This is a genomic window from Streptomyces sp. NBC_00273 (genome assembly GCF_036178145.1).
Classification (GTDB): domain Bacteria; phylum Actinomycetota; class Actinomycetes; order Streptomycetales; family Streptomycetaceae; genus Streptomyces.
In genome coordinates this window covers 5,054,850-5,074,014 of the sequence record NZ_CP108067.1, presented here as the reverse complement: position 1 = coordinate 5,074,014, position 19,165 = coordinate 5,054,850, and the positions used below count along the sequence as shown (strand labels likewise).

Sequence of the window (19,165 nt, the reverse complement as noted above, 5' to 3'; positions counted from 1 at the left end):
CGGCGCCGCTCCCGGGGCTCCGCACCGGACCCCGCGCCTCAAACGCCGGCGAGGCCGGATCGTCCGGTCCGCGAGCCCTGCGGCGGAGCTTAGGGTCGGGGTATGGACGACACGGTGCGGGAATGGCGGGAGGCCGAGCAGGCGGGGGATCTCGTGCTGCTCGACGGGTTTCACGCACTGAAGCACGCCCTGCGGTTCGGGGCCGACGTGCGGATGGTCATCGCCGAGGACCCCGGCGCCGTACGGGCGCTGGCCCGTGAGCTGGCTCCGGACGTCGAGGCCGCCGTGGTGCGGCTGGTGCGGCGGGCCGCGCTCAAGGAGGTGCTGCCGCGCGTGCACCCCACCGGGGTCGCGGCCCTCGCGGTACGGCCCGACCGGGCCGCCGGCCTCGCGGGGCTGGGGCGGATGCCACGGCCGGCGCCGGTCGTCGTCCTCGACAACCCCCGCAATCTGGGCAACGTCGGAGCCGTCGTCCGGCTCGCCGCCGGCTTCGGCGCCACCGGTGTCGTCACCCGCGGCGACCTCGACCCCTGGCACCCGAACGTGGTCCGGGCCGGGGCCGGGCTGCACTACGCCACCACCGTCGAGCGCCTCGCACTGGACGAGCTGCCGCCCGGGCCGCTCTACGCGCTCGACCCGGAGGGCGTGGACATCCGCGCCCTCACCCTCCCGGACGACGCCCTGCTCGCCTTCGGCTCGGAGCGGCACGGGATCTCACCGGAGCTGCGCGCCCGGGCGGACCACCTCGTCTCCCTGCCGATGCGCCCCCAGGTCTCCAGCTACAACCTCGCCACCAGCGTGGCCATGACCCTCTTCCACTGGGGCGGCCCCCCGGCCCACGAACAGGGCGGCGAGGACTCCTAGGATTCCCCCGGCCACGATCGCCGCGGCCGCGCCGAGCGTCGCCCCGTCCGGGTGGACCAGCGCCTGGCCGCGCAGTGCCTGCCAGGTCACCAGCGCGAACACCGCCGCGTAGACCCCGGCCGCGACCAGGGTCAGCCGCAGCCGCACCCGCTCCCGGCGCAGCAGGGCGAAGCGGCCGGCGAGGGCGGCCAGCACGAGCACGAACAGCGGCAGCAACTGGAGCGCGTGCATGCCGAAGAAGTGCGGGATGCGCAGGTCACCGCCCGTGGTCGACCAGCCGGTCAGCGGCATGGCGGGTCCGCCGTCCGGCACTCCCACGCTGTGGGCGCCCGCCACCGGTACGTCGTCGACCGCGAGCTGGGCCTCGGTGGGGGTGGTCATCAGGAAGCCGAGCCCCGCGCCCGCGAGGGCGAGGACGGCGGCGATCCGGATCGACCAGGTGGTGGCCCGGTCGACCACGCGGGACCGGAAGAGCAGGACGGCGATGACGAGCGTGGCCGTCCACAGCACGACGACGGTGACGGCCATGGCGCCGTAGATCTGCGCGTCGAGGGGGGTCTGCCGGTTGAAGTGGCTCTGCCGGCCGCGGACCACCTGACCCGTCATGATCAGCATTTCCACCGTGCTCGCCGCGACGACGACGGTACCGGCCCACCAGGCGGGCCTGCGCAGGCGAGGGCGGGCGGCGACGGCCAGGGAGAGCATCCAGGCCAGGCTGAGCGCGTAGCCGACGAAGGAGACGGCGAACTTGAAGGGCTTGGCCCAGATCGGGGCGCCGACCAGCATGCGGCCGTCGACGGCGAGACCCACGGCCGAGCCGGCGGCCCACACCACCATCACGGCGGCGAACACGGTCAGTGGACGGTGCCAGGTACGTAACGCAGGCATGGGACCCCCAAGAGAATGGATAGTGACGCTCGCCGCTATCTGATAGCCCCACTATCTATGATGGGCGGGGACGGGGCAAGAAGAAGAAGCGAGTGAAAACGCCATGCGCATCGGAGAGTTGAGCCGCCGGACCGGGGTCCCGGTACCGACGATCAAGTACTACGTCCGGGAGGGCCTGCTTCCGCCGGGCGAGCTGAGCAGCCCCAACCAGGCCAGCTACGACGACGGGCACGAGCGGCGGCTGCGGCTGATCCGCGCCCTGCTGGAGGTCGGCGGGCTGTCGGTGGCGGCCATCGGGGACGTCCTCGTGGCCATCGACGACAAGGAGCAGCCGGTGCACAAGCTCCTCGGCGCCGCGGCCCAGCGGCTGGTGCCCGAGTACGGCGACGTCGGGGGCCATGACGACGCCGAGGCGGTGCTGGCCCGGGAGCGGGTGGCGCGGCTGATCGAGGCGCGCGGCTGGTGCATCCAGCCCGGGAACAAGGCGGCCGACGCGCTGGCGGCCGCCCTCGCCTCACTCGCGCGGGTGGGCCACGGCTCCTTCGCCGAACTGCTCGACGACTACGCCGACGCGGCCGAGCGGGTGGCCCGGGTGGACCTGGAGTACACGGCCCGCCACGCGGACCGCGAGGACCTGGTCGAGTCGGTGGTCGTGGGCACGGTGGTGGGCGACGCGGTGTTCGCGGCCCTGCGCAGGATGGCCCAGGTGGACGCGTCCTCCCGCCTCTTCGCCGAGGAGCGGCAGGAGTAGGAGGAGGGCGCGGTCCACCCGGGCCGGGGTGTTGCGGTGACGCGGTTACGCCTGGCGGCGGACCTCCACCACCCGGAAGCGGTTCGCGACGAAGGCGCCGTCGCACAGGGCCGCGTTGGCGGCCGGGTTGCCGCCGGAGCCGTGGAAGTCCGAGAACGCGGCGGTCTGGTTGACGAACACCCCGCCGGTCAGGTTCAGGGAGAGCTGCGCGGACTCCTCCAGGCAGACCTCCTCGATGGCCCGCTCGGTGTCGGAGGACGTGGTGTACGCGCCCACCGTCATGGCGCCCTTCTCCCGCACCGTGCGGCGCAGCAGGTCGAGGGCGTCGGCGGTGGTGTCCACGGCCACCGCGAAGGAGACCGGGCCGAAGCACTCGGAGAGGTACGGCGCCTCCGGGTCCGCCACATCCCAATATTTGCGTGCGGCGTCCAGCTTGACCATGACGGGGGTGCGGACCACCGCGTCCGGGAACTCGGGGTTCACGACCTCACGGGAGGCCAGCGCGACCTCGCCCAGGGCGGCCGCGGCCTCGAGCCGCGTCTTGACGTCCGGGTTGACCAGTGCGCCGAGCAGCGCGTTGGCCCGGGCGTCGTCGCCCAGCAGGCCGCCGACCGAAGCCGCGAGGTCGGCGACGACCTCGTCGTAGCTCTTGTGGCCGGCGTCCGTCGCGATGCCGTCGCGCGGGATCAGCAGGTTCTGCGGGGTGGTGCACATCTGGCCGCTGTACAGGGACAGCGAGAACGCCAGGTTGGACAGCATGCCCTTGTAGTTGTCGGTGGAGTCCAGGACGACGGTGTTGACGCCGGCCTTCTCCGTGTAGACCTGCGCCTGGCGGGCGTTGGTCTCCAGCCAGTCGCCGAACTCCGTGGACCCGGTGTAGTCGATCAGCTTGATCTCGGGGCGGACCGCGAGGGCCTTGGCGATGCCCTCGCCCGGGCGCTCGACCGCGAGCGCCACCAGGTTCGGGTCGAAGCCCGCCTCGGCCAGGACCTCCCGGGCGACCTGGACGGTCAGCGCGAGCGGCAGCACGGCCCGCGGGTGCGGCTTGACCAGCACCGCGTTGCCGGTGGCGAGGGAGGCGAACAGGCCGGGGTAGCCGTTCCAGGTCGGGAAGGTGTTGCAGCCGATCATGAGGGCGATACCGCGCGGGACGGCGGTGAAGGTCTTGCCGAGCTCCAGCGGGTCCTTCTTGCCCTGCGGCTTCGACCAGTCGGCCTGGCCCGGGACCCGGGTCTGCTCCTCGTACGCGTAGGCCACGGCCTCCAGGCCACGGTCCTGCGCGTGCGGGCCGCCGGCCTGGAACGCCATCATGAAGGCCTGGCCGCTGGTGTGCATGACCGCGTGCGCGAACTCGTGGGTCCGGGCGGAGATGCGGGACAGGATCTCGATGCAGACCAGGGCGCGCGCCTCGGGTCCCGCGTCGCGCCAGGCACCCATGCCGGCCTTCATCGCGGGCAGCAGCACGTCCGGGTCCACGTGGGGGTACTCGACGCCCAGCTCCGGGCCGAACGGAGACACCTCGGCGCCCGTCCAGCCGTCGGTGCCGGGCTGGCCCAGGTCCAGCCGCGTGCCGCGCACGGCCTCGAAGGCGGCGAGACCGTCGGCGGGCGCGGTCTCGCCGTACGCCTTGGGGTGTTCGGGATGCGGGGACCAGTAGGCGCGGCTGCGGATCGCCGACAGGGCCTGGTCCAGGGTGGGCCGGTGCTTGGCGGACAGCTGGGGGACGGTGAGCTCGGCGGCCATCAGGGACCAACTCCTCGTTGAGCCGGGCGAAGGAGAGCAGACTGGAGTTAGAGTAACCGAACGATCGGTCGGGACAAGAGGGCCCGGCGGACCTGTGGACAAGTGTGTGCGGGAGGATCAGGGCATGACAGCAATCGAGCGGTCCCGCACTGTGGCGGTCGTCGGCGCCGGCACCATGGGACAGGGCATCGCCCAGGTCGCCCTTCTCGCAGGTCACCGCGTGCTGATCTACGACATCAACGCCGCGCTCGCCGCCGACGGCGTCGGTTTCGTCCAGGACCGGGTCGACCGGATGGCCGCCAAGGGCCGCCTCGACCGTGCCGAGGCCGAGGAGGCGATCGGCCGGATCGCATCGGCCGGCGACCTCGCGGACCTCGCCGGGGCCGCCCTCGTCATCGAGGCCGTGGTCGAGAACGTCACCGTGAAGCAGACGCTCTTCGCCGCCCTCGAAGAGGTGGTCGCGCCGGACGCGCTGCTGGCCACCAACACCTCCTCCCTCTCGGTCACCGAGCTCGCCGCAGGGCTCGCGCACCCCGGCCGCTTCCTCGGCCTGCACTTCTTCAACCCGGCCCCGCTGCTCCCGCTCGTCGAGGTGGTCAGCGGTTTCGCCACCGACCCGGCCGCCGCCGAGCGCGTGTACCGCACCGTCCTCGGCTGGGGGAAGACGCCGGTCCGCTGCGCCGACACCCCCGGGTTCATCGTCAACCGGATCGCCCGCCCCTTCTACGCCGAGGCCTTCGCGGTGTACGAGGAGCGGGGCGCCGACCCGGCCACCATCGACGCAGTGCTCCGCGAGAGCGGCGGCTTCAAGATGGGCCCCTTCCAGCTGACCGACCTGATCGGCCAGGACGTCAACGAGGCCGTGACCCGCTCGGTGTGGGAGTCCTTCTTCCGCAGCCCGAAGTTCACCCCCTCCCTCGCCCAGCGCCGCCTCGTCCAGTCGGGCCGGCTCGGCCGCAAGTCCGGACACGGCTGGTACCCGTACGGTCCGGACGCCGAGCCCGCGCTCCCGCACACCGCCGCGCCCGAGGAGGCCCCGGCGAAGGTCACCGTCGTCGGTGACCTCGGCCCCGCCGCCGACCTGGTGGACCTGCTGGAGGAGGCCGGGATCGCGGTCGCGGCCACCGGGCAGGGCGGCCCGTACATCCAGCTCCCCGGGGAGGGCCAGCTGGTCCTCGCGGACGGCAAGACCTCGGTGGAGTTCGCGGACGTCGTCTACTTCGACCTCGCCCTCGACTACCGGGGCGCCACCCGGATCGCGCTCTCCGCGAGCGCGGACACCAGCGAGCGGACCCTCGCCGAGGCGATCGGCCTCTTCCAGAAGCTGGGCAAGCAGGTCTCCGTGATCGGCGACGTCCCGGGCATGATCGTCGCGCGGACCGTCGCGATGCTGATCGACCTGACGGCCGACGCGGTCGCCCGGGGCGTCGCTTCCGCCGAGGACATCGACACGGCGATGCGACTGGGCGTCAACTACCCGCTGGGCCCGTCCGAATGGCACGACCGGATCGGCCGCGACTGGGCCTACGACCTGCTGCACCACCTCGACGAACGCGTCCCCGGCGGCCGCTACGCACCCTCCCTCGCCCTGTTCAAACTGGGCTACGAGGACGGCGACGGGGCCGGCGACGGCGACCAGGACGACACGGGGGAGAACGAGTGACGACGGCCAAGCGGGACACCTACACGCCCGAGACGCTGCTGTCGGTCGCCGTCCAGGTCTTCAACGAGCGCGGCTACGACGGCACCTCGATGGAGCACCTCTCCAAGGCCGCGGGCATCTCGAAGTCCTCGATCTACCACCACGTCGCGGGCAAGGAGGAGCTGCTGCGGCGGGCCGTGAGCCGCGCCCTGGACGGGCTCTTCGGGATCCTGGAGGAGCCGGGCGCGGTACGCGGCCGGGCGGTCGAACGCGTTGAGTACGTCACGCGCCGCACGGTCGAGGTGCTGGTCGGCGAGCTGCCGTACGTGACGCTGCTGCTGCGCGTCCGCGGCAACACCCGCACCGAGCGCTGGGCGCTGGAACGCCGCCGCGAGTTCGACCACCAGGTCGCTGACCTGCTGGGGGCCGCCGCGGCGGAGGGCGACCTGCGGGCCGACGTGGACATACGCCTCGCCACCAGGCTCCTCTTCGGCATGGTCAACTCCCTGGTCGAGTGGTACCGACCGCACCCGGGCGCCGGTCACGCCCAGCTCGCCGACGCGGTGGTCCACCTCGCCTTCGACGGCCTCCGCACCGCCCCCCACCCGCCGACCGCCTGAGCCGCGCCCCGGCCGGCCGGGGCGCGGGCCGGACTTCCTCGCCGCCGGTCGGGGGCCTACTCCTCCGAGATCGTCGGTCCGGGGGCCGGGCCCGGTCCGGTGTCCAGAAGATCCGTTTCTTCGAACACCAGCAGGGTGCGCGTCGAGAGGACCTCGGGGATGGCCTGGAGCCGGGTCAGGACCAGCTCGCGCAGGGTCCGGTTGTCCGGGGTGTGCACCAGCAGCAGGACGTCGAAGTCCCCGCTGACCAGGGCGATGTGCGCGGCGCCCGGGAGCTCGCGCAGCTGCTCGCGGACCGTGCGCCAGGAGTTCTGGACGATCTTCAAGGTGATGTAGGCGGACGCGCCCTGGCCCGCGCGTTCGTGGTTGACGCGGGCCGTGAACCCGCGGATCACCCCGTCGTCGATGAGCCGGTTGATCCGGGCGTAGGCGTTCGCCCGCGAGACGTGCACCTGCTCGGCCACCGACCGTATCGACGCGCGGCCGTCCGCCTGGAGCAGCCGCATGATCGACCGGTCGATCGGATCCAGGGGGCGGGGTGCGACGGGCGGGCCCGAAGTGGCTCCCGGGGCGCCCCCCGGCGCAGCCGGTGCGGAACCAGTTCCGGCCATTTGTTCATCCGGCATTGCCCGATGCCTCCCTCTCCTGGACGTCCTGCATCCATCCCAGGGCCCCGGCGCCCGTTTGTCCACAGCCTGGAGCCGCCTGTAGCCAAATTGCGCAGACAACCGAACAATCGGTAGGTGAGGGGCCTCACATCCGGGGCACCCCCTGCCCGCTTCCCACGAGGAGGTGTACGCCGCCATGACGGTCCAAGAGCTGCCCGGTGCCGGTGCGTCCCACCGTTCCACCCAGCCGCCCGCCTGGAGCCCCCGCACGGACGCCGCGCCGCTGCTTCCGGACCCCGAGCCCTACCGGGTACTGGGCACCGAGGCGGCGGACGGGCTCGACCCGGAGCTGATGCGCCGCTGCTACGCCGAGCTGGTGCGCGGCCGGCGCTACAACGCCCAGGCCACGGCGCTCACCAAGCAGGGCCGGCTCGCCGTCTACCCCTCCACCGTCGGCCAGGAGGCCTGCGAGATCGCGGCCGCACTGGTGCTGGAGGAGCAGGACTGGCTGTTCCCGAGCTACCGGGACACCCTGGCGGCCGTGGCGCGCGGACTGGACCCCGTACAGGCCCTGACCCTGCTGCGCGGCGACTGGCACACCGGGTACGACCCGCGCGAGCACCGCATAGCCCCCCTCTCGACCCCGCTCGCCACCCAGCTGCCGCACGCGGTGGGCCTGGCGCACGCGGCCCGGCTGCGCGGCGACGACGTCGTCGCCCTCGCCATGGTCGGCGACGGCGGCACCAGCGAGGGCGACTTCCACGAGGCACTGAACTTCGCCGCCGTCTGGCAGGCCCCGGTGGTCTTCCTCGTGCAGAACAACGGCTTCGCGATATCCGTCCCGCTCGCCAAGCAGACCGCCGCCCCGACGCTGGCCCACAAGGCCGTGGGATACGGGATGCCCGGCCGGCTGGTCGACGGCAACGACATCGCCGCCATGCACGAGGTGCTGTCCGAGGCGGTCCGGCGGGCCCGGGCCGGTGGTGGTCCGACCCTGATCGAGGCCGTCACGTACCGGATGGAGGCCCACACCAACGCCGACGACGCGACCCGCTACCGCGGTGACGCCGAGGTCGAGGCCTGGAAGGCGCACGACCCGGTCGACCTGCTGGAGCGCGAGCTGACCGCCCGCGGGATCATCGACGAAGCGGCGATCCAGGCGGTGCGCGACGACGCCGAGGCGATGGCCGCGGCGCTCCGCGAGGGGATGAACGCGGACCCGGTGGTGGACCCGATGGACCTGTTCGCGCACGTGTACGCGGAGCAGACGGACCGGCTGCGGGAGCAGGCGGCCATGCTGCGCGCAGAGCTGGAAGCAGAGGACCAGTCGTGACGACGGTGGCGGCGAAGTCCGCGAAGTCGGGGGCCAAGCCCGCGACGATGGCGCAGGCCCTGACCCGGGCGATGCGCGACGCGATGGCCGAGGACCCGACGGTCCACGTGATGGGCGAGGACGTCGGGACGCTGGGCGGGGTCTTCCGGATCACGGACGGGCTCGCGAAGGAGTTCGGCGAGGAGCGCTGCACGGACACTCCGCTCGCGGAGGCGGGAATCCTGGGCGCGGCGGTCGGCATGGCCATGTACGGGCTGCGCCCGGTGGTGGAGATGCAGTTCGACGCCTTCGCCTACCCGGCGTTCGAGCAGCTGATCTCGCACGTGGCGAAGATGCGCAACCGCACCCGCGGCGCGATGCCGCTGCCGATCACCATCCGCGTGCCGTACGGCGGCGGGATCGGCGGCGTGGAGCACCACTGCGACTCCTCCGAGGCGTACTACGTGGCCACGCCCGGCCTGCACGTGGTGACCCCGGCCACGGTCGAGGACGCGTACGGGCTGCTGCGCGCGTCGATCGCCAGCGACGACCCGGTGGTCTTCCTGGAGCCGAAGAGGCTCTACTGGTCGAAGGCCGACTGGCGGCCCGAGGCGCCGGCGGCCGTGCCGGGCATCGGGAAGGCACTGGTCCGGCGGACCGGCACGAGCGCGACCCTGATCACCTACGGGCCCTCGCTGCCGGTGTGCCTGGAGGCGGCCGAGGCGGCGCGCGAGGAGGGTTGGGACCTGGAGGTCGTCGACCTGCGCTCGCTGGTCCCCTTCGACGAGGACACGGTCGTGGAGTCCGTACGCCGCACCGGGCGTGCGGTGGTCGTGCACGAGGCGAACGGCTTCGGCGGCCCGGGCGCGGAGATCGCCGCCCGCGTCACGGAGCGCTGCTTCCACCACCTGGAGGCGCCGGTGCTGCGGGTGACGGGCTTCGACATCCCCTACCCGCCGCCGATGCTGGAGAAGCACCACCTGCCGGGCGTGGACCGGATCCTGGACACCGTGGCCCGCCTGCAGTGGGAGAACTGATGCCGCAGGTAATGGAATTCAAGCTTCCCGATCTCGGGGAGGGCCTGACCGAGGCCGAGATCGTCCGCTGGCTGGTCGCGGTGGGCGATGTCGTCGCCATCGACCAGCCGGTGGTCGAGGTCGAGACGGCCAAGGCGATGGTGGAGGTTCCGTGCCCCTACGGCGGTGTGGTCACCGCCCGTTTCGGGGAGGAGGGCACGGAACTGCCCGTCGGAGCACCGTTGATCACCGTGGCGGTGGGGGCGGCGTCGCTCCCGCAGGCCCCGGCCGCGCAGGCGGCCGAGGCCGAGGGCGCCGGCAACGTGCCCCGGCCCCTGATCGGTTACGGCGAGGACCACTCGCGCCCGGCGCGTCGGCGACGGGTGCGACCCGTCACCGCCGCGGTGTCGGCGCCGGTCGTCGCCGCTCCGGTCGCTCCGGTCGCTCCGGCGGTTCCTGTTGCTCCGGCGGTTGTCGCCGGCCCGGTGCCGGTGATCTCGCCGCTGGTGCGCAAGCTGGCCAAGGACGGCGGGGTCGACCTGCGTGCGCTGACGGGGTCGGGGCCCGAGGGTCTGATCCTGCGGGCCGACGTCGAGGCGGCGCTGGCCGCGCTGCGGGCGCCCGAACCGGCCCCGGTCGCCGCGGCACCTGCGGTGGCGGCACGGGGCGAGCGGATCCCGCTCAAGGGAGTGCGCGGGGCGGTCGCCGAGAAGCTCTCGCGCAGCCGCCGGGAGATCCCGGACGCCACGTGCTGGGTCGACGCGGACGCCACCGAGCTGATGGCCGCCCGAGCCGCGATGAACGCGGTCGGCGGTCCCAAGATCTCGGTGCTCGCGCTGCTGGCCCGGATCTGCACGGCCGCCCTGGCCCGGTACCCGGAGCTCAACTCCACCGTGGACCTCGCGGCCAAGGAGATCGTCCGGCTCCCGTCGGTGCACCTGGGCTTCGCCGCGCAGACCGAGCGGGGCCTGGTGGTCCCGGTGGTCCGGGACGCGCAGCACCGCAACCCGGAGTCCCTGTCGGCGGAGTTCGCCCGACTGACCGAGCTCGCCCGGGCCGGGAAGCTGGCCCCGGCCGATCTGACCGGCGGCACCTTCACCCTGAACAACTACGGGGTGTTCGGGGTCGACGGCTCCACGCCGATCATCAACCACCCCGAGGCGGCGATGCTGGGCGTGGGCCGGATCATCGACAAGCCGTGGGTCCACGAGGGTCAGCTGGCGGTCCGCAAGGTCGTCCAGCTGTCGCTGACCTTCGACCACCGGGTGTGCGACGGCGGCACGGCGGGCGGCTTCCTGCGCTACGTCGCCGACTGCGTGGAATCCCCGGCGGTGCTGCTGCGCAGCCTGTAGCCGGGCGGCGCCGTTGCCGGGGCTCCGCCCCGGACCCCGAGCCTCAAATGCCGGCGGGGCTGGATTTTCCAGCCCGTCCAGGGGGCACCTCCCAGCGGTAGCTGGGGGAGATTGAGGACCGGGTCCGGGCAGAGCCCGGGAAACGGCGAAAGGGCGGGGCGGGGAGAGGCTCCGCGCAGCGCCGTCACACCGTGAGCAGCAGCTTGCCCACGTGGGCGCTGGACTCCAGGACCCGGTGGGCCTCGGCGGCGTCCCGCATCGGGAACGCCGCGTGGACCACCGGGCGGACCCGCCCCGCGGCCACCAGCGGCCACACGTGCTCGCGCACGGCGGCGACGATGGCCGCCTTCTCCTCCAGCGGGCGGGCGCGCAGCGAGGTGGCGGTGATCGCCGCCCGCTTGGCCAGCAACGCGCCGAGGTTCAGCTCGGCCTTCACCCCGCCCTGGAGCCCGATCACCGCGAGCCGCCCGTTCACGGCCAGGGCGTCCACGTTCCGGGCGAGGTACTTCGCGCCCATGATGTCCAGGATCACGTCCGCCCCGGCTCCGCCCGTCGCCTCGCGCAGCGCGGCCACGAAGTCCTGCTCGCGGTAGTCGATCAGGATGTCCGCACCCAGCTCCTTGCAGCGCGCCAGCTTCTCCGGGCCGCCCGCCGTCACGGCGACCGTCGCGCCCACCGCCTTCGCCAGCTGGATCGCCATGGTCCCGATCCCGCTGGATCCGCCGTGCACCAGCAGGGTCTCGCCGGGGCGGAGCCCCGCCACCATGAACACGTTGGACCACACGGTCGTGACGACCTCGGGCAGCGCGGCCGCCGTCACCAGGTCCACGCCCGCAGGGACCGGCAGTAGCTGCCCCGCCGGCACGGCCACCCGCTCCGCGTACCCGCCGCCCGCCAGCAGGGCGCACACCTCGTCGCCCACGGACCAGCCGGACACCCCCGGCCCCATCGCGGCGATCCGCCCGGAGCACTCCAGCCCCGGATGGCGCGGGGCGCCGGGCGGCGGATCGTAGAACCCCTGTCGCTGGAGAACGTCGGCGCGGTTCACGGCGCTCGCCGCGACCTCGACGAGGACCTCGCCCTCGCCCGGCACCGGATCGGGTACGTCGGCCCAGACGAGGGCCTCGGGGCCGCCGGGCTGCTCGATGGTGATCGCATGCATGGCCCGGAGGCTACGCCAGAGACGGCCTAATCGGCAGGTCCGAACCTCACCTGCGGCGAGGCCGGCGGCGTCGCCCGCACGATGGTGATGAGACGGTCCGTCAGCTGGATCGGGCTCGCGTGCGGATCGTCGTACGGGAGCAGCCGGTGGCCGCGCACCACGCTCACGACCAGGTCCTCGGTGTCCCGTACTGACTTGCCGGCCTCGGACTTGCGGGCGGGGCGTTCGATGAGGTCGAGACCGCTGCCCTGCTGGATCAGGTCCTCCATCACGGTGCCCGCACTCGGGCTGAGCACCGAGAGGCCCAGCAGCCGGCCGGCCGCGCTCGCGCTCGTGATGACCGCGTCCGCGCCGGACTGGCGCAGCAGCGGGGCGTTCTCCTCCTCGCGCACTGCCGCGACGATCTTCGCCCCGCGGTTGAGCTGTCGGGCGGTCAGGGTGACCAGGACCGCCGTGTCGTCCCGCTGGGTGGCGATGACGATCTGACGGGCCTTCTGTAGCTCGGCGCGGAGCAGGACGTCGGAGCGGGTGGCGTCGCCGACCACGCCCGTGAAGCCCTCCGCGTTGGCCGTGTCGATCACCTTGGCGCTGGGGTCGACGATGACGACCTGTTCCTTGGAGAGGCCGGTGGCCAGCAGCGTCTGGAGGGCCGAGCGGCCCTTCGTGCCGAAGCCGATGACGACCGTGTGCTCACGCAAGTTCTTCCTCCAGCTCTTCAGCCGCCACTCTTCCCTCGTCCGTTCCGTCAGGACTTCCAGGGTGGTACCGACCAGGATGATCAGGAACAGCACGCGCAGCGGGGTGATCAGCAGGATGTTGATCAGTCGTGCGCTGTCGCTGTACGGCACGATGTCGCCGTAGCCCGTCGTGGACAGCGTCACCGTGGCGTAGTAGAAGCAGTCGAGGAGATCGACCTGCTCGTTGGCGTTGTCGTGGTAGCCACCACGGTCCAGCCACACGATGAAGACCGTCAGGAAGAGTACGAACAACGCCATCAGCAGGCGCTTGGTGACCTGCCTCAGCGGGTTCTCGACGACGCGCTTGGGCAGCTTGATGCGCCGGGAGACGAGTTTCTCGTCGGCGCCGCGGGCCATGGAGTCCTGGCCGTGCAGTTTCACGTGAAACATCCTCCAGAAGCCCAGGGCAGATCGAGGATCTCCAGTTCCTGCCCGGACCGCGCGCCCTTGGGCGGTACGACGGCCAGCGCGTCGGCGGCGGCCACACCGCGCAGCATCGCAGGTCCGTGGTAGCGCAGCGGCACCGCGTGTTCGTCGCTCAGCAGGACCGGGACCAGCCGGGTGTCGTACGGGTGGCCCGGTACGTCGCCCTGCACCGGCGCCGTGTAGCGGGGGCGCCTGCGGCGGCCGGCGAGGGCGCGCAGCAGGGGTTCGGCGAGGGTCAGCAGCCCGGAGACGGCGGCCAGCGGGTTTCCGGGCAGCCCGACGACATGGCGCACCGTGTTCCCGTCGTTCTCGTCGTTCTCGGCGGCGGCCCTGGACCCGATGCGGGCCAGCAGCATGGGGTGCCCGGGGCGCACCGCCACCCCGTCGACCAGCAGTTCGGCGCCGGCCTTCCGCAGTACGGGATGGACGTGGTCGACGGGGCCGGAGGCGGTGCCGCCCGTGGTGACGAGGACATCGGCGGTGCTCGTGGTGACGGCCTCCAGGAGCGCCGCGGCCCCCGCCGGGTCGTCGCCGAGCCGCCGCGTGCCGATGACCTCGGCGCCGAGGCGGTCCATCCAGGGCCCGAGCATGGGGCTGAGGGCGTCGCGGACCAGCCCCTCGTGCGGGCGGCCCTCGGTGAGCAGCTCGTCGCCGAGCACCAGGATCTCCACGCGGGGGCGGGGCCGGGTGGTCAGCTCGTCGTACCCGGCGGCTGCGGCGAGCCCCAACACGGCCGGGGTGACCAGGGAGCCGGCGGGCAGCAGCAGGTCGCCGGAGCGGCACTCCTGGCCCCGCGGGCGGATGTCCTGGCCGGTGAGGACGGGCCGGTCGGCGAAGAGCTGGGTGCCGGCCTCGCGGCAGTGCTCGGTGCGGATGACGGCGGTGGCGTCGCCGGGGATCCGGGCGCCGGTGGCGATCCGTACGGCCTCGCCGTCGGTGAGGGGCTCCGGCCGTTCGGAGCCGGCCAGCACGCCGCCGCCGGCGCGCACGCTCCAGGGGCCGGGGCCCGCGACGGCCCAGCCGTCCATGGCGGAGGTGTCGAAGGACGGCAGGTCGGTCAGTGCGTCCAGGGGGGTGGCCAGGACTTCGCCGAGGGCGTCCGCGAGGGGCACGCGGTGGGTACGGGGCCGCACCCTGCTCCCGGCTTGTGCGGCGGTGTCCCGGGCCCGCTGCCAGCCGGAGGCGCGGTGGCCGCCCGTGCCGCCTCCCGCGCCGCCCGTACCGCCGCCCTCGGGGGTGCGGCTGACCAGTGCGAGGGCCTCGTCGAGAGCCTGCTCCGCGGAGTTCGTGGGGGTCATCCGGAGCCGTTCCGTTCGGAGGTGTCGGATGCCGCCTCGTCGGCCCACCGCAGCGCCAGGTCGGCCGCCTTGCGGGAGGCCTCGGCGACGGCCTGGGCGGGGTCGGCGCCGGTGGCGGCGGCATGCGCCGCCGCGTAGCCGACCAGGAAGGTGGTCAGCGGGGCGGCGGGTCGGGCGACGCCGTGGGCGGCGTCCCGGGCGAGGTCGAGCAGGGTCTTGGTGTCGACGGGGAGGTCGATGCCCAGCTCACTCTTGACGGCGGTGATCCATTGCTCCAGCACGCTTCCATGCTCCCTGATCCGGGCGCGGGCGGCGGCGAGATCGTCCCAGGTGTCGCAGTCGAAGGAGGCGAGCGGCCGGGACGTGACGCGGGCGAGGTCCAGTGCGGCGGTGAGCGCACGGAGCGGGAGCCCGGTGAGCGTGCCGTGCTCGGCGGCGAGCAGGGCGATCTCGCGGCGCAGCGGCTCGGCCCGGTAGGCGGCGACCAGCGGCTGGTCCCGGCCGTCGGGGTCCCGCAGCATCGCCCCGTCCCCGCCGGCGGCGTCCAGCAGGGTCCCTACGGTCTCCCGGTCGAGGAAGGGCAGGTCGGCGGAGAGTACGAGGACCAGCTCGGCGGAGGTGAGGCGCAGACCGGCGTCCAGCGCGGCCACGGGGCCGCCGCCGGGCGGGTCCTCACGGGTCCAGCGGACCGGGCGCGCGGTGGCGCGGCGACCGCCGACGACGACGGTGGTCCGGGCGTCCGGGCAGGCGTCGAGGACGCGGTCGAGGAGTGCGCGGCCGCCGACGCTCAGCGCGGGCTTGTCGGCCCCACCGAGTCGCTGCGCGGCGCCGCCGGCCAGCACGATCGCGTCGTAGCTCATGCCCTTGAGTATGCGGCGGCCATGTCCCTGGCGGGGAGCCGTATTTATCGGGGGCTTACCCGCGTCGGGCTGGCCGTCCGGATGCCGGGTGCGGCGCCGTTGCGGGGGCGCTGCCCCCGGACCCCCGCGCCTCAAACGCCGGCGGGGCTGAAAGGTCGCCTCAAGCGCCGGCGGGGCTGGGAGGTTGCCTCAAGCGCCGGCGGGGCTGAAAGGTCGCCTCAAGCGCCGGCGGGGCTGGGAGGTCGCCTCAAGTGCCGGCGGGGCTGGGAGGTCGCCTCAAGTGCCGGCGGGGCTGGGAGGTTGCCTCAAGTGCCGGCGGGGCTGGGAGGTCGCCTCAAGCGCCGGCGGGGCTGGAAGGTCGGTGGGGTTGGAAGGGGGCGGGGCCGGGCCGCGCCGGGGGCGTGGGCCGGACCCGCCTCTTTCGCTGTCCGCCGGAGGCTAGAGGTACGGGCCCGAGCGGATCGCGCCGTGGCCGCCGTCCTCGTCGTCGTCGTGCGGTCCGCCCGGCGGGAGGGCGCGGCGCATCTGCTCCAACTGGGCCCGCGCCGCCATCTGCTGTGCGAACAGGGCCGTCTGGATGCCGTGGAAGAGGCCCTCCAGCCAGCCCACCAACTGGGCCTGGGCGATCCGAAGTTCGGCCTCGGAAGGAATGGCCTCCTCGGTGAACGGGAGCGACAGGCGCTCCAGTTCCTCCACGAGCTCCGGGGCCAGGCCGTCCTCCAGCTCCTTGACCGAGGCGGCGTGGATGTCCTTGAGCCGGACCCGGCTCGCCTCGTCGAGAGGCGCGGCACGTACCTCTTCCAGGAGTTGCTTGATCATGCTGCCGATCCGCATGACCTTGGCGGGCTGTTCGACCATTTCCGTCACCGGGACCTCGCGCGACTCGTCATCGGCGTCGCCGACCGCCGTCCCGTCCTGTCCCACGATCAGGACGTGCGGGGGGCTGTCCTGCGACCGTTCACTCCTCGGCATCTCCATGCCGTCATTCTCTCGCACACCTCCGTACTCACACGGTGTGCCCCCGTACAGTCGTGATCCACCCTGTACGGGGGCACCAGCCGGAACCGGTTCCGGGCCGCGGCTACCCCGCGGCCCGGCGGGCCAGCGCGCCGCTGGAGCGGGTGACGAGGGCCGCCAGCAGGGCCGCGCCCAGCGGAACCACGACGACCAGCCCGCCGAGGGTCTCCCACGGCACGGAGATCGGCACGAACGGCACCGCTTCCGTGATCGCCGAGTAGCCCCGATCGATCGACTCCTGGTAGAGCGCGTCCGCTTCCCGCTGCTCCGTCAGGCGCAGGCCGACGGCGGGCAGGATCCCGGCCGCCGAGCCCAGGACGACGCCCATGAGGGCGACCACCCCGCACTGGAAGCCGCTCAGCGTCCGCCGCACCCGCGGCGCCGCGCCCACCGCGGCCAGCGTCTTCAGGTCGGCCTCGGCGTCGGCCTGGGCGAGCCCCGTGGCGATGCCGGCCGCGCCGATGGTGACGAGTCCCGCGAAGACGGCGAGGGCCAGCATGACGAGGCTGTTGTCGCCCTCGTAGCCCGCCTCGATGCGCAGGGCGACCTCCACGCCCATCCGCTCGATCTCCCCGTCCATCCGCTGGCGCTGCTCGCTGGACGCCGTCCCGTCGAGGCGGAAGTACGAGCCCACGGGCGCGGTGACCAGCCCGGCGGCCTTGGCCGCCGCGGGCGGCAGGATCAGATCGACGCCCCAGCTCTCGACCGAGTCGGGTGCCTGGTGGACGGTGAGGACCTTGTCCTCGCCGGGCGTCTCGTCGTAGCGCCCGCGCATGATGTCGTCCTTGCCCTGTTCGGTGATGATCCGCAGGGTGAGCTTGCCGTCCTTGACCTGGCGCTTGTCGAAGGAGACGGCCTGGCCGGCCTTGAGCGCGGCCACGGAGCCCGGGTCGGTGACCGCGAGCACGCCCAGCACCTTCTCGTCGCCGACGACGACGGGGTGCTGCGTGCCGTGCCGGGGTTCCTGGCAGCGCCAGTCCTGGCGCAGTTCCTTGCGCTGCGCGTCGGAGAAGGCCTCGCTGCCCTTGACGTCCTCGTAGAGCGGGCAGCGCTGGTCCTTGGGCGTGATGACCTCGGCGCGGCCGCAGCCGGGGTCCGAGGAGAACGATTCACAGCTCGGTTTGCCGACGACCAGCCGGTCGACGTCCGCCCGCTGGGCCAGCGGCAGTTGCTTGGCAAGGGCCTCGCGCAGGGCGGGCACCTCCTTGTACGCACTGTTCTCGGTGGCGTCCAGCAGCCCGGTTCCGTGGGGCAGTTCAGCCCGGTACTCCTGGCGCATCTGCACGTCGTAGCTGTGCTGGTACGTCGCCACGGCGACGGTTCCGGCGACGGCGGCCAGTACGGCGGCCACGGCGGGGGCCGTACGCCCGCGATTGCGGACGGCGTCGCGCAGCGCGAGCCGCGGCGACAGCGGCAGCCACCGCCCGAGCCGGCCGAACAGGCCGACCAGGACCGGGGTGAGGGCGACGATGCCGAGTTCGGCGAGGGCGCTGCCGCCCGCGACGACGGGGCTGCCCAGGTCCGAGGTGGTGCCGTAGAGGGCGATCGCCGCGCCGGCGCCGACGGCGATCAGGCCGATGACGGGCAGCACCCGATTGGCGCGGCGGATGCCGCGGCGGCCGGTCAGCGAGGCCAGCACGGTCTGCCGGGAGGCGGTGACGGCCGGGACGATCGCGGCCAGCAGGCCGGTGATCACGGCGAGCAGGGCGATGCCGGCCAGTTCCAGCGGGCGGAAGTCGAAGCCGCCGAAGCGGTTGCCGAGCGACTCCTCCAGCACCGGTCGCAGCACGACGGTGAGCACGACGCCGACGACGGTACCGATGACGGCGGCGACGGCGCCGAGGACCAGGCCGCCGGAGAGCACGATGGAGCGGATGTGGCGCCGGTCGCCGCCGTTGGCGCCGACCAGGCCCAGCTGGCGGCGCGAGCGGCGGGCGCCGACCGCGAAGGCCGGTCCGGCGAGCAGGCAGATCTCCAGCATGGCCAGGCCCACGACGGTGGCCAGGATGGCCGTCTGGACGGTCTTGTTGCCGTCCCGCTCGGACTTCGAACTCGGCTCGTCCTGGTAGAGCGGGACCTCGGAGTCGGCGGGCGGGTCGAGGACGACGGCGCGGGAGACGACGACCAGGCCCTTGGTGTTGGCCGCCTTGACCGCGTCCCAGGTGACGCCCGCGCCGCTGACCTTGACCAGGTACTTGTCGTCGGCGTTCACCGTGCGCCCGCCGGACGCCACCAGCGCCTTGTTCAGCGGGTCGATCAACGTCCCGGGCGGGGCGATGATCTCGGGGCGTGAGAGTTCGTCCGGCAGCTCGTAGGCGCCGACGACCTTGTACGGGGAGGTGGCGCCGCGCGGGGTGACCGAGGAACCGACGGAGTAGCCGGAGTCCTTCAGGAAGGCCTGGGTGGCGATGACCTCGCCCGGGGCCTCGGGCAGCCGGCCGCGATTGAGCGTGATCATGCCCTTCACCAGGGGGCTGTGCGTGTCGAGTTCGCGCAGCTGGGTGTCGAGCAGCCCGTGCGTGGTGCGGACCTTGGTGTAGCCGCTGCTGTCCTTGAGGACCTGGGTCCCGGGCGGGAGCAGGGACTCCACCGGTTCCGGCTTCTCCCGCGAGGACTTCGAGGGGTCGTAGTCCTTGTAGCCGCCGACGGGCGAGGATCTCGTGCCGTCGGGGTTCTGGTAGACGGGCCCGGACAGGTACGAGTGGCTCACCCGGGCGTCGGCGGCGCCGATCATCCGGGTGAGGCTCTGCTCGGGGGAGAGTTCGGCGCTGCGCAGCGTGAGGTCGGCGGCGCTCACCCCGACGATCGGCAGGGCGAGCATCGCGAGGACGAGGGAGCTGCGGCCCTTGGCGCGCCAGGCGTCGCGGCG

The 19,165-nt window shown here is 73.2% G+C and carries 15 protein-coding genes and 1 pseudogene; 7 read left to right on the top strand and 9 right to left on the bottom strand.

All coding sequences use genetic code 11. From position 1 onward, the window contains the following. Positions 1–102: 102 nt before the first annotated feature. A complete protein-coding gene (locus OG386_RS22215; protein ID WP_328789603.1) occupies positions 103–864 on the top strand; it encodes a TrmH family RNA methyltransferase in 762 nt (253 codons plus the stop codon). Here the strand turns inward: OG386_RS22215 and OG386_RS22210 are convergent. Next, positions 817–1,752 (bottom strand): annotated as a pseudogene (locus OG386_RS22210) (hypothetical protein); the annotation flags it as partial. The gene OG386_RS22215 and the pseudogene OG386_RS22210 overlap by 48 nt on opposite strands. 103 nt (positions 1,753–1,855) lie before the next feature. Here OG386_RS22210 and OG386_RS22205 point away from each other — a divergent pair. Next, complete coding sequence (locus tag OG386_RS22205) at positions 1,856–2,503, top strand: MerR family transcriptional regulator (RefSeq protein ID WP_328789602.1); 648 nt, start codon at positions 1,856–1,858, stop codon at positions 2,501–2,503. 45 nt (positions 2,504–2,548) lie between these two features. On the opposite strand, the gene paaN is transcribed toward OG386_RS22205, so the two are convergent. Next, on the bottom strand, positions 2,549–4,246 hold the full coding sequence (gene paaN / locus OG386_RS22200; protein ID WP_328789601.1) for a phenylacetic acid degradation protein PaaN: 1,698 nt from the start codon (positions 4,244–4,246) through the stop codon (positions 2,549–2,551). Between the two features lie 124 nt (positions 4,247–4,370). Here paaN and OG386_RS22195 point away from each other — a divergent pair, with 124 nt between their 5' ends. Continuing rightward, positions 4,371–5,909 (top strand): 3-hydroxyacyl-CoA dehydrogenase, encoded by a 1,539-nt coding sequence (locus OG386_RS22195; RefSeq protein ID WP_328789600.1) that lies wholly within the window; start codon positions 4,371–4,373, stop codon positions 5,907–5,909. After that, the gene (locus OG386_RS22190; RefSeq protein WP_327384280.1) at positions 5,906–6,508 is read left to right on the top strand and encodes a TetR/AcrR family transcriptional regulator; all 603 of its coding nucleotides are present in this window, start codon (positions 5,906–5,908) and stop codon (positions 6,506–6,508) included. The genes OG386_RS22195 and OG386_RS22190 overlap by 4 nt, the downstream gene beginning before the upstream one ends. 56 nt (positions 6,509–6,564) lie before the next feature. Here the strand turns inward: OG386_RS22190 and OG386_RS22185 are convergent, their stop codons facing one another. Then, the gene (locus OG386_RS22185) at positions 6,565–7,134 is read right to left on the bottom strand and encodes an Lrp/AsnC family transcriptional regulator (protein WP_405788050.1); all 570 of its coding nucleotides are present in this window, start codon (positions 7,132–7,134) and stop codon (positions 6,565–6,567) included. Positions 7,135–7,312: 178 nt separating this feature from the next. Here OG386_RS22185 and pdhA point away from each other — a divergent pair, with 178 nt between their 5' ends. The 3 genes from pdhA to OG386_RS22170 are packed head-to-tail and all read left to right on the top strand — an operon-like array spanning position 7,313 to position 10,796. Beyond that, entirely contained in the window at positions 7,313–8,449 is a 1,137-nt protein-coding gene (gene pdhA / locus OG386_RS22180; RefSeq protein ID WP_327388541.1) for a pyruvate dehydrogenase (acetyl-transferring) E1 component subunit alpha, read from the top strand. A gap of 47 nt (positions 8,450–8,496) precedes the next feature. Beyond that, positions 8,497–9,465 carry an alpha-ketoacid dehydrogenase subunit beta gene (locus OG386_RS22175; RefSeq protein ID WP_327388540.1) on the top strand — a complete coding sequence of 323 codons (969 nt, stop codon included), beginning with the start codon at positions 8,497–8,499 and terminating at the stop codon, positions 9,463–9,465. After that, entirely contained in the window at positions 9,465–10,796 is a 1,332-nt protein-coding gene (locus tag OG386_RS22170) for a dihydrolipoamide acetyltransferase family protein (RefSeq protein WP_328789599.1), read from the top strand. Before OG386_RS22175 ends, OG386_RS22170 begins: the two co-directional genes overlap by 1 nt. A gap of 184 nt (positions 10,797–10,980) precedes the next feature. On the opposite strand, the gene OG386_RS22165 is transcribed toward OG386_RS22170, so the two are convergent. The 6 genes from OG386_RS22165 to OG386_RS22140 form a co-directional block, all read right to left on the bottom strand. Beyond that, positions 10,981–11,958, bottom strand: coding sequence for an NAD(P)H-quinone oxidoreductase (locus tag OG386_RS22165; RefSeq protein ID WP_328789598.1), 978 nt, complete (start codon positions 11,956–11,958; stop codon positions 10,981–10,983). 26 nt (positions 11,959–11,984) lie between these two features. After that, positions 11,985–13,085 (bottom strand): potassium channel family protein, encoded by a 1,101-nt coding sequence (locus OG386_RS22160; protein ID WP_328789597.1) that lies wholly within the window; start codon positions 13,083–13,085, stop codon positions 11,985–11,987. Continuing rightward, a complete protein-coding gene (locus OG386_RS22155) occupies positions 13,073–14,419 on the bottom strand; it encodes a molybdopterin molybdotransferase MoeA (protein ID WP_328789596.1) in 1,347 nt (448 codons plus the stop codon). Before OG386_RS22155 ends, OG386_RS22160 begins: the two co-directional genes overlap by 13 nt. Then, positions 14,416–15,279: an NTP transferase domain-containing protein gene (locus tag OG386_RS22150; RefSeq protein ID WP_328789595.1), complete on the bottom strand. Its 864-nt coding sequence runs from the start codon at positions 15,277–15,279 to the stop codon at positions 14,416–14,418. Before OG386_RS22150 ends, OG386_RS22155 begins: the two co-directional genes overlap by 4 nt. 438 nt (positions 15,280–15,717) lie before the next feature. Continuing rightward, positions 15,718–16,257, bottom strand: a complete 540-nt coding sequence (locus OG386_RS22145) for a bacterial proteasome activator family protein (protein ID WP_030014634.1) — start codon at positions 16,255–16,257, stop codon at positions 15,718–15,720. A gap of 103 nt (positions 16,258–16,360) precedes the next feature. After that, positions 16,361–19,117: an ABC transporter permease gene (locus OG386_RS22140; protein WP_328793312.1), complete on the bottom strand. Its 2,757-nt coding sequence runs from the start codon at positions 19,115–19,117 to the stop codon at positions 16,361–16,363. Between the last annotated feature and the right edge of the window lie 48 nt (positions 19,118–19,165).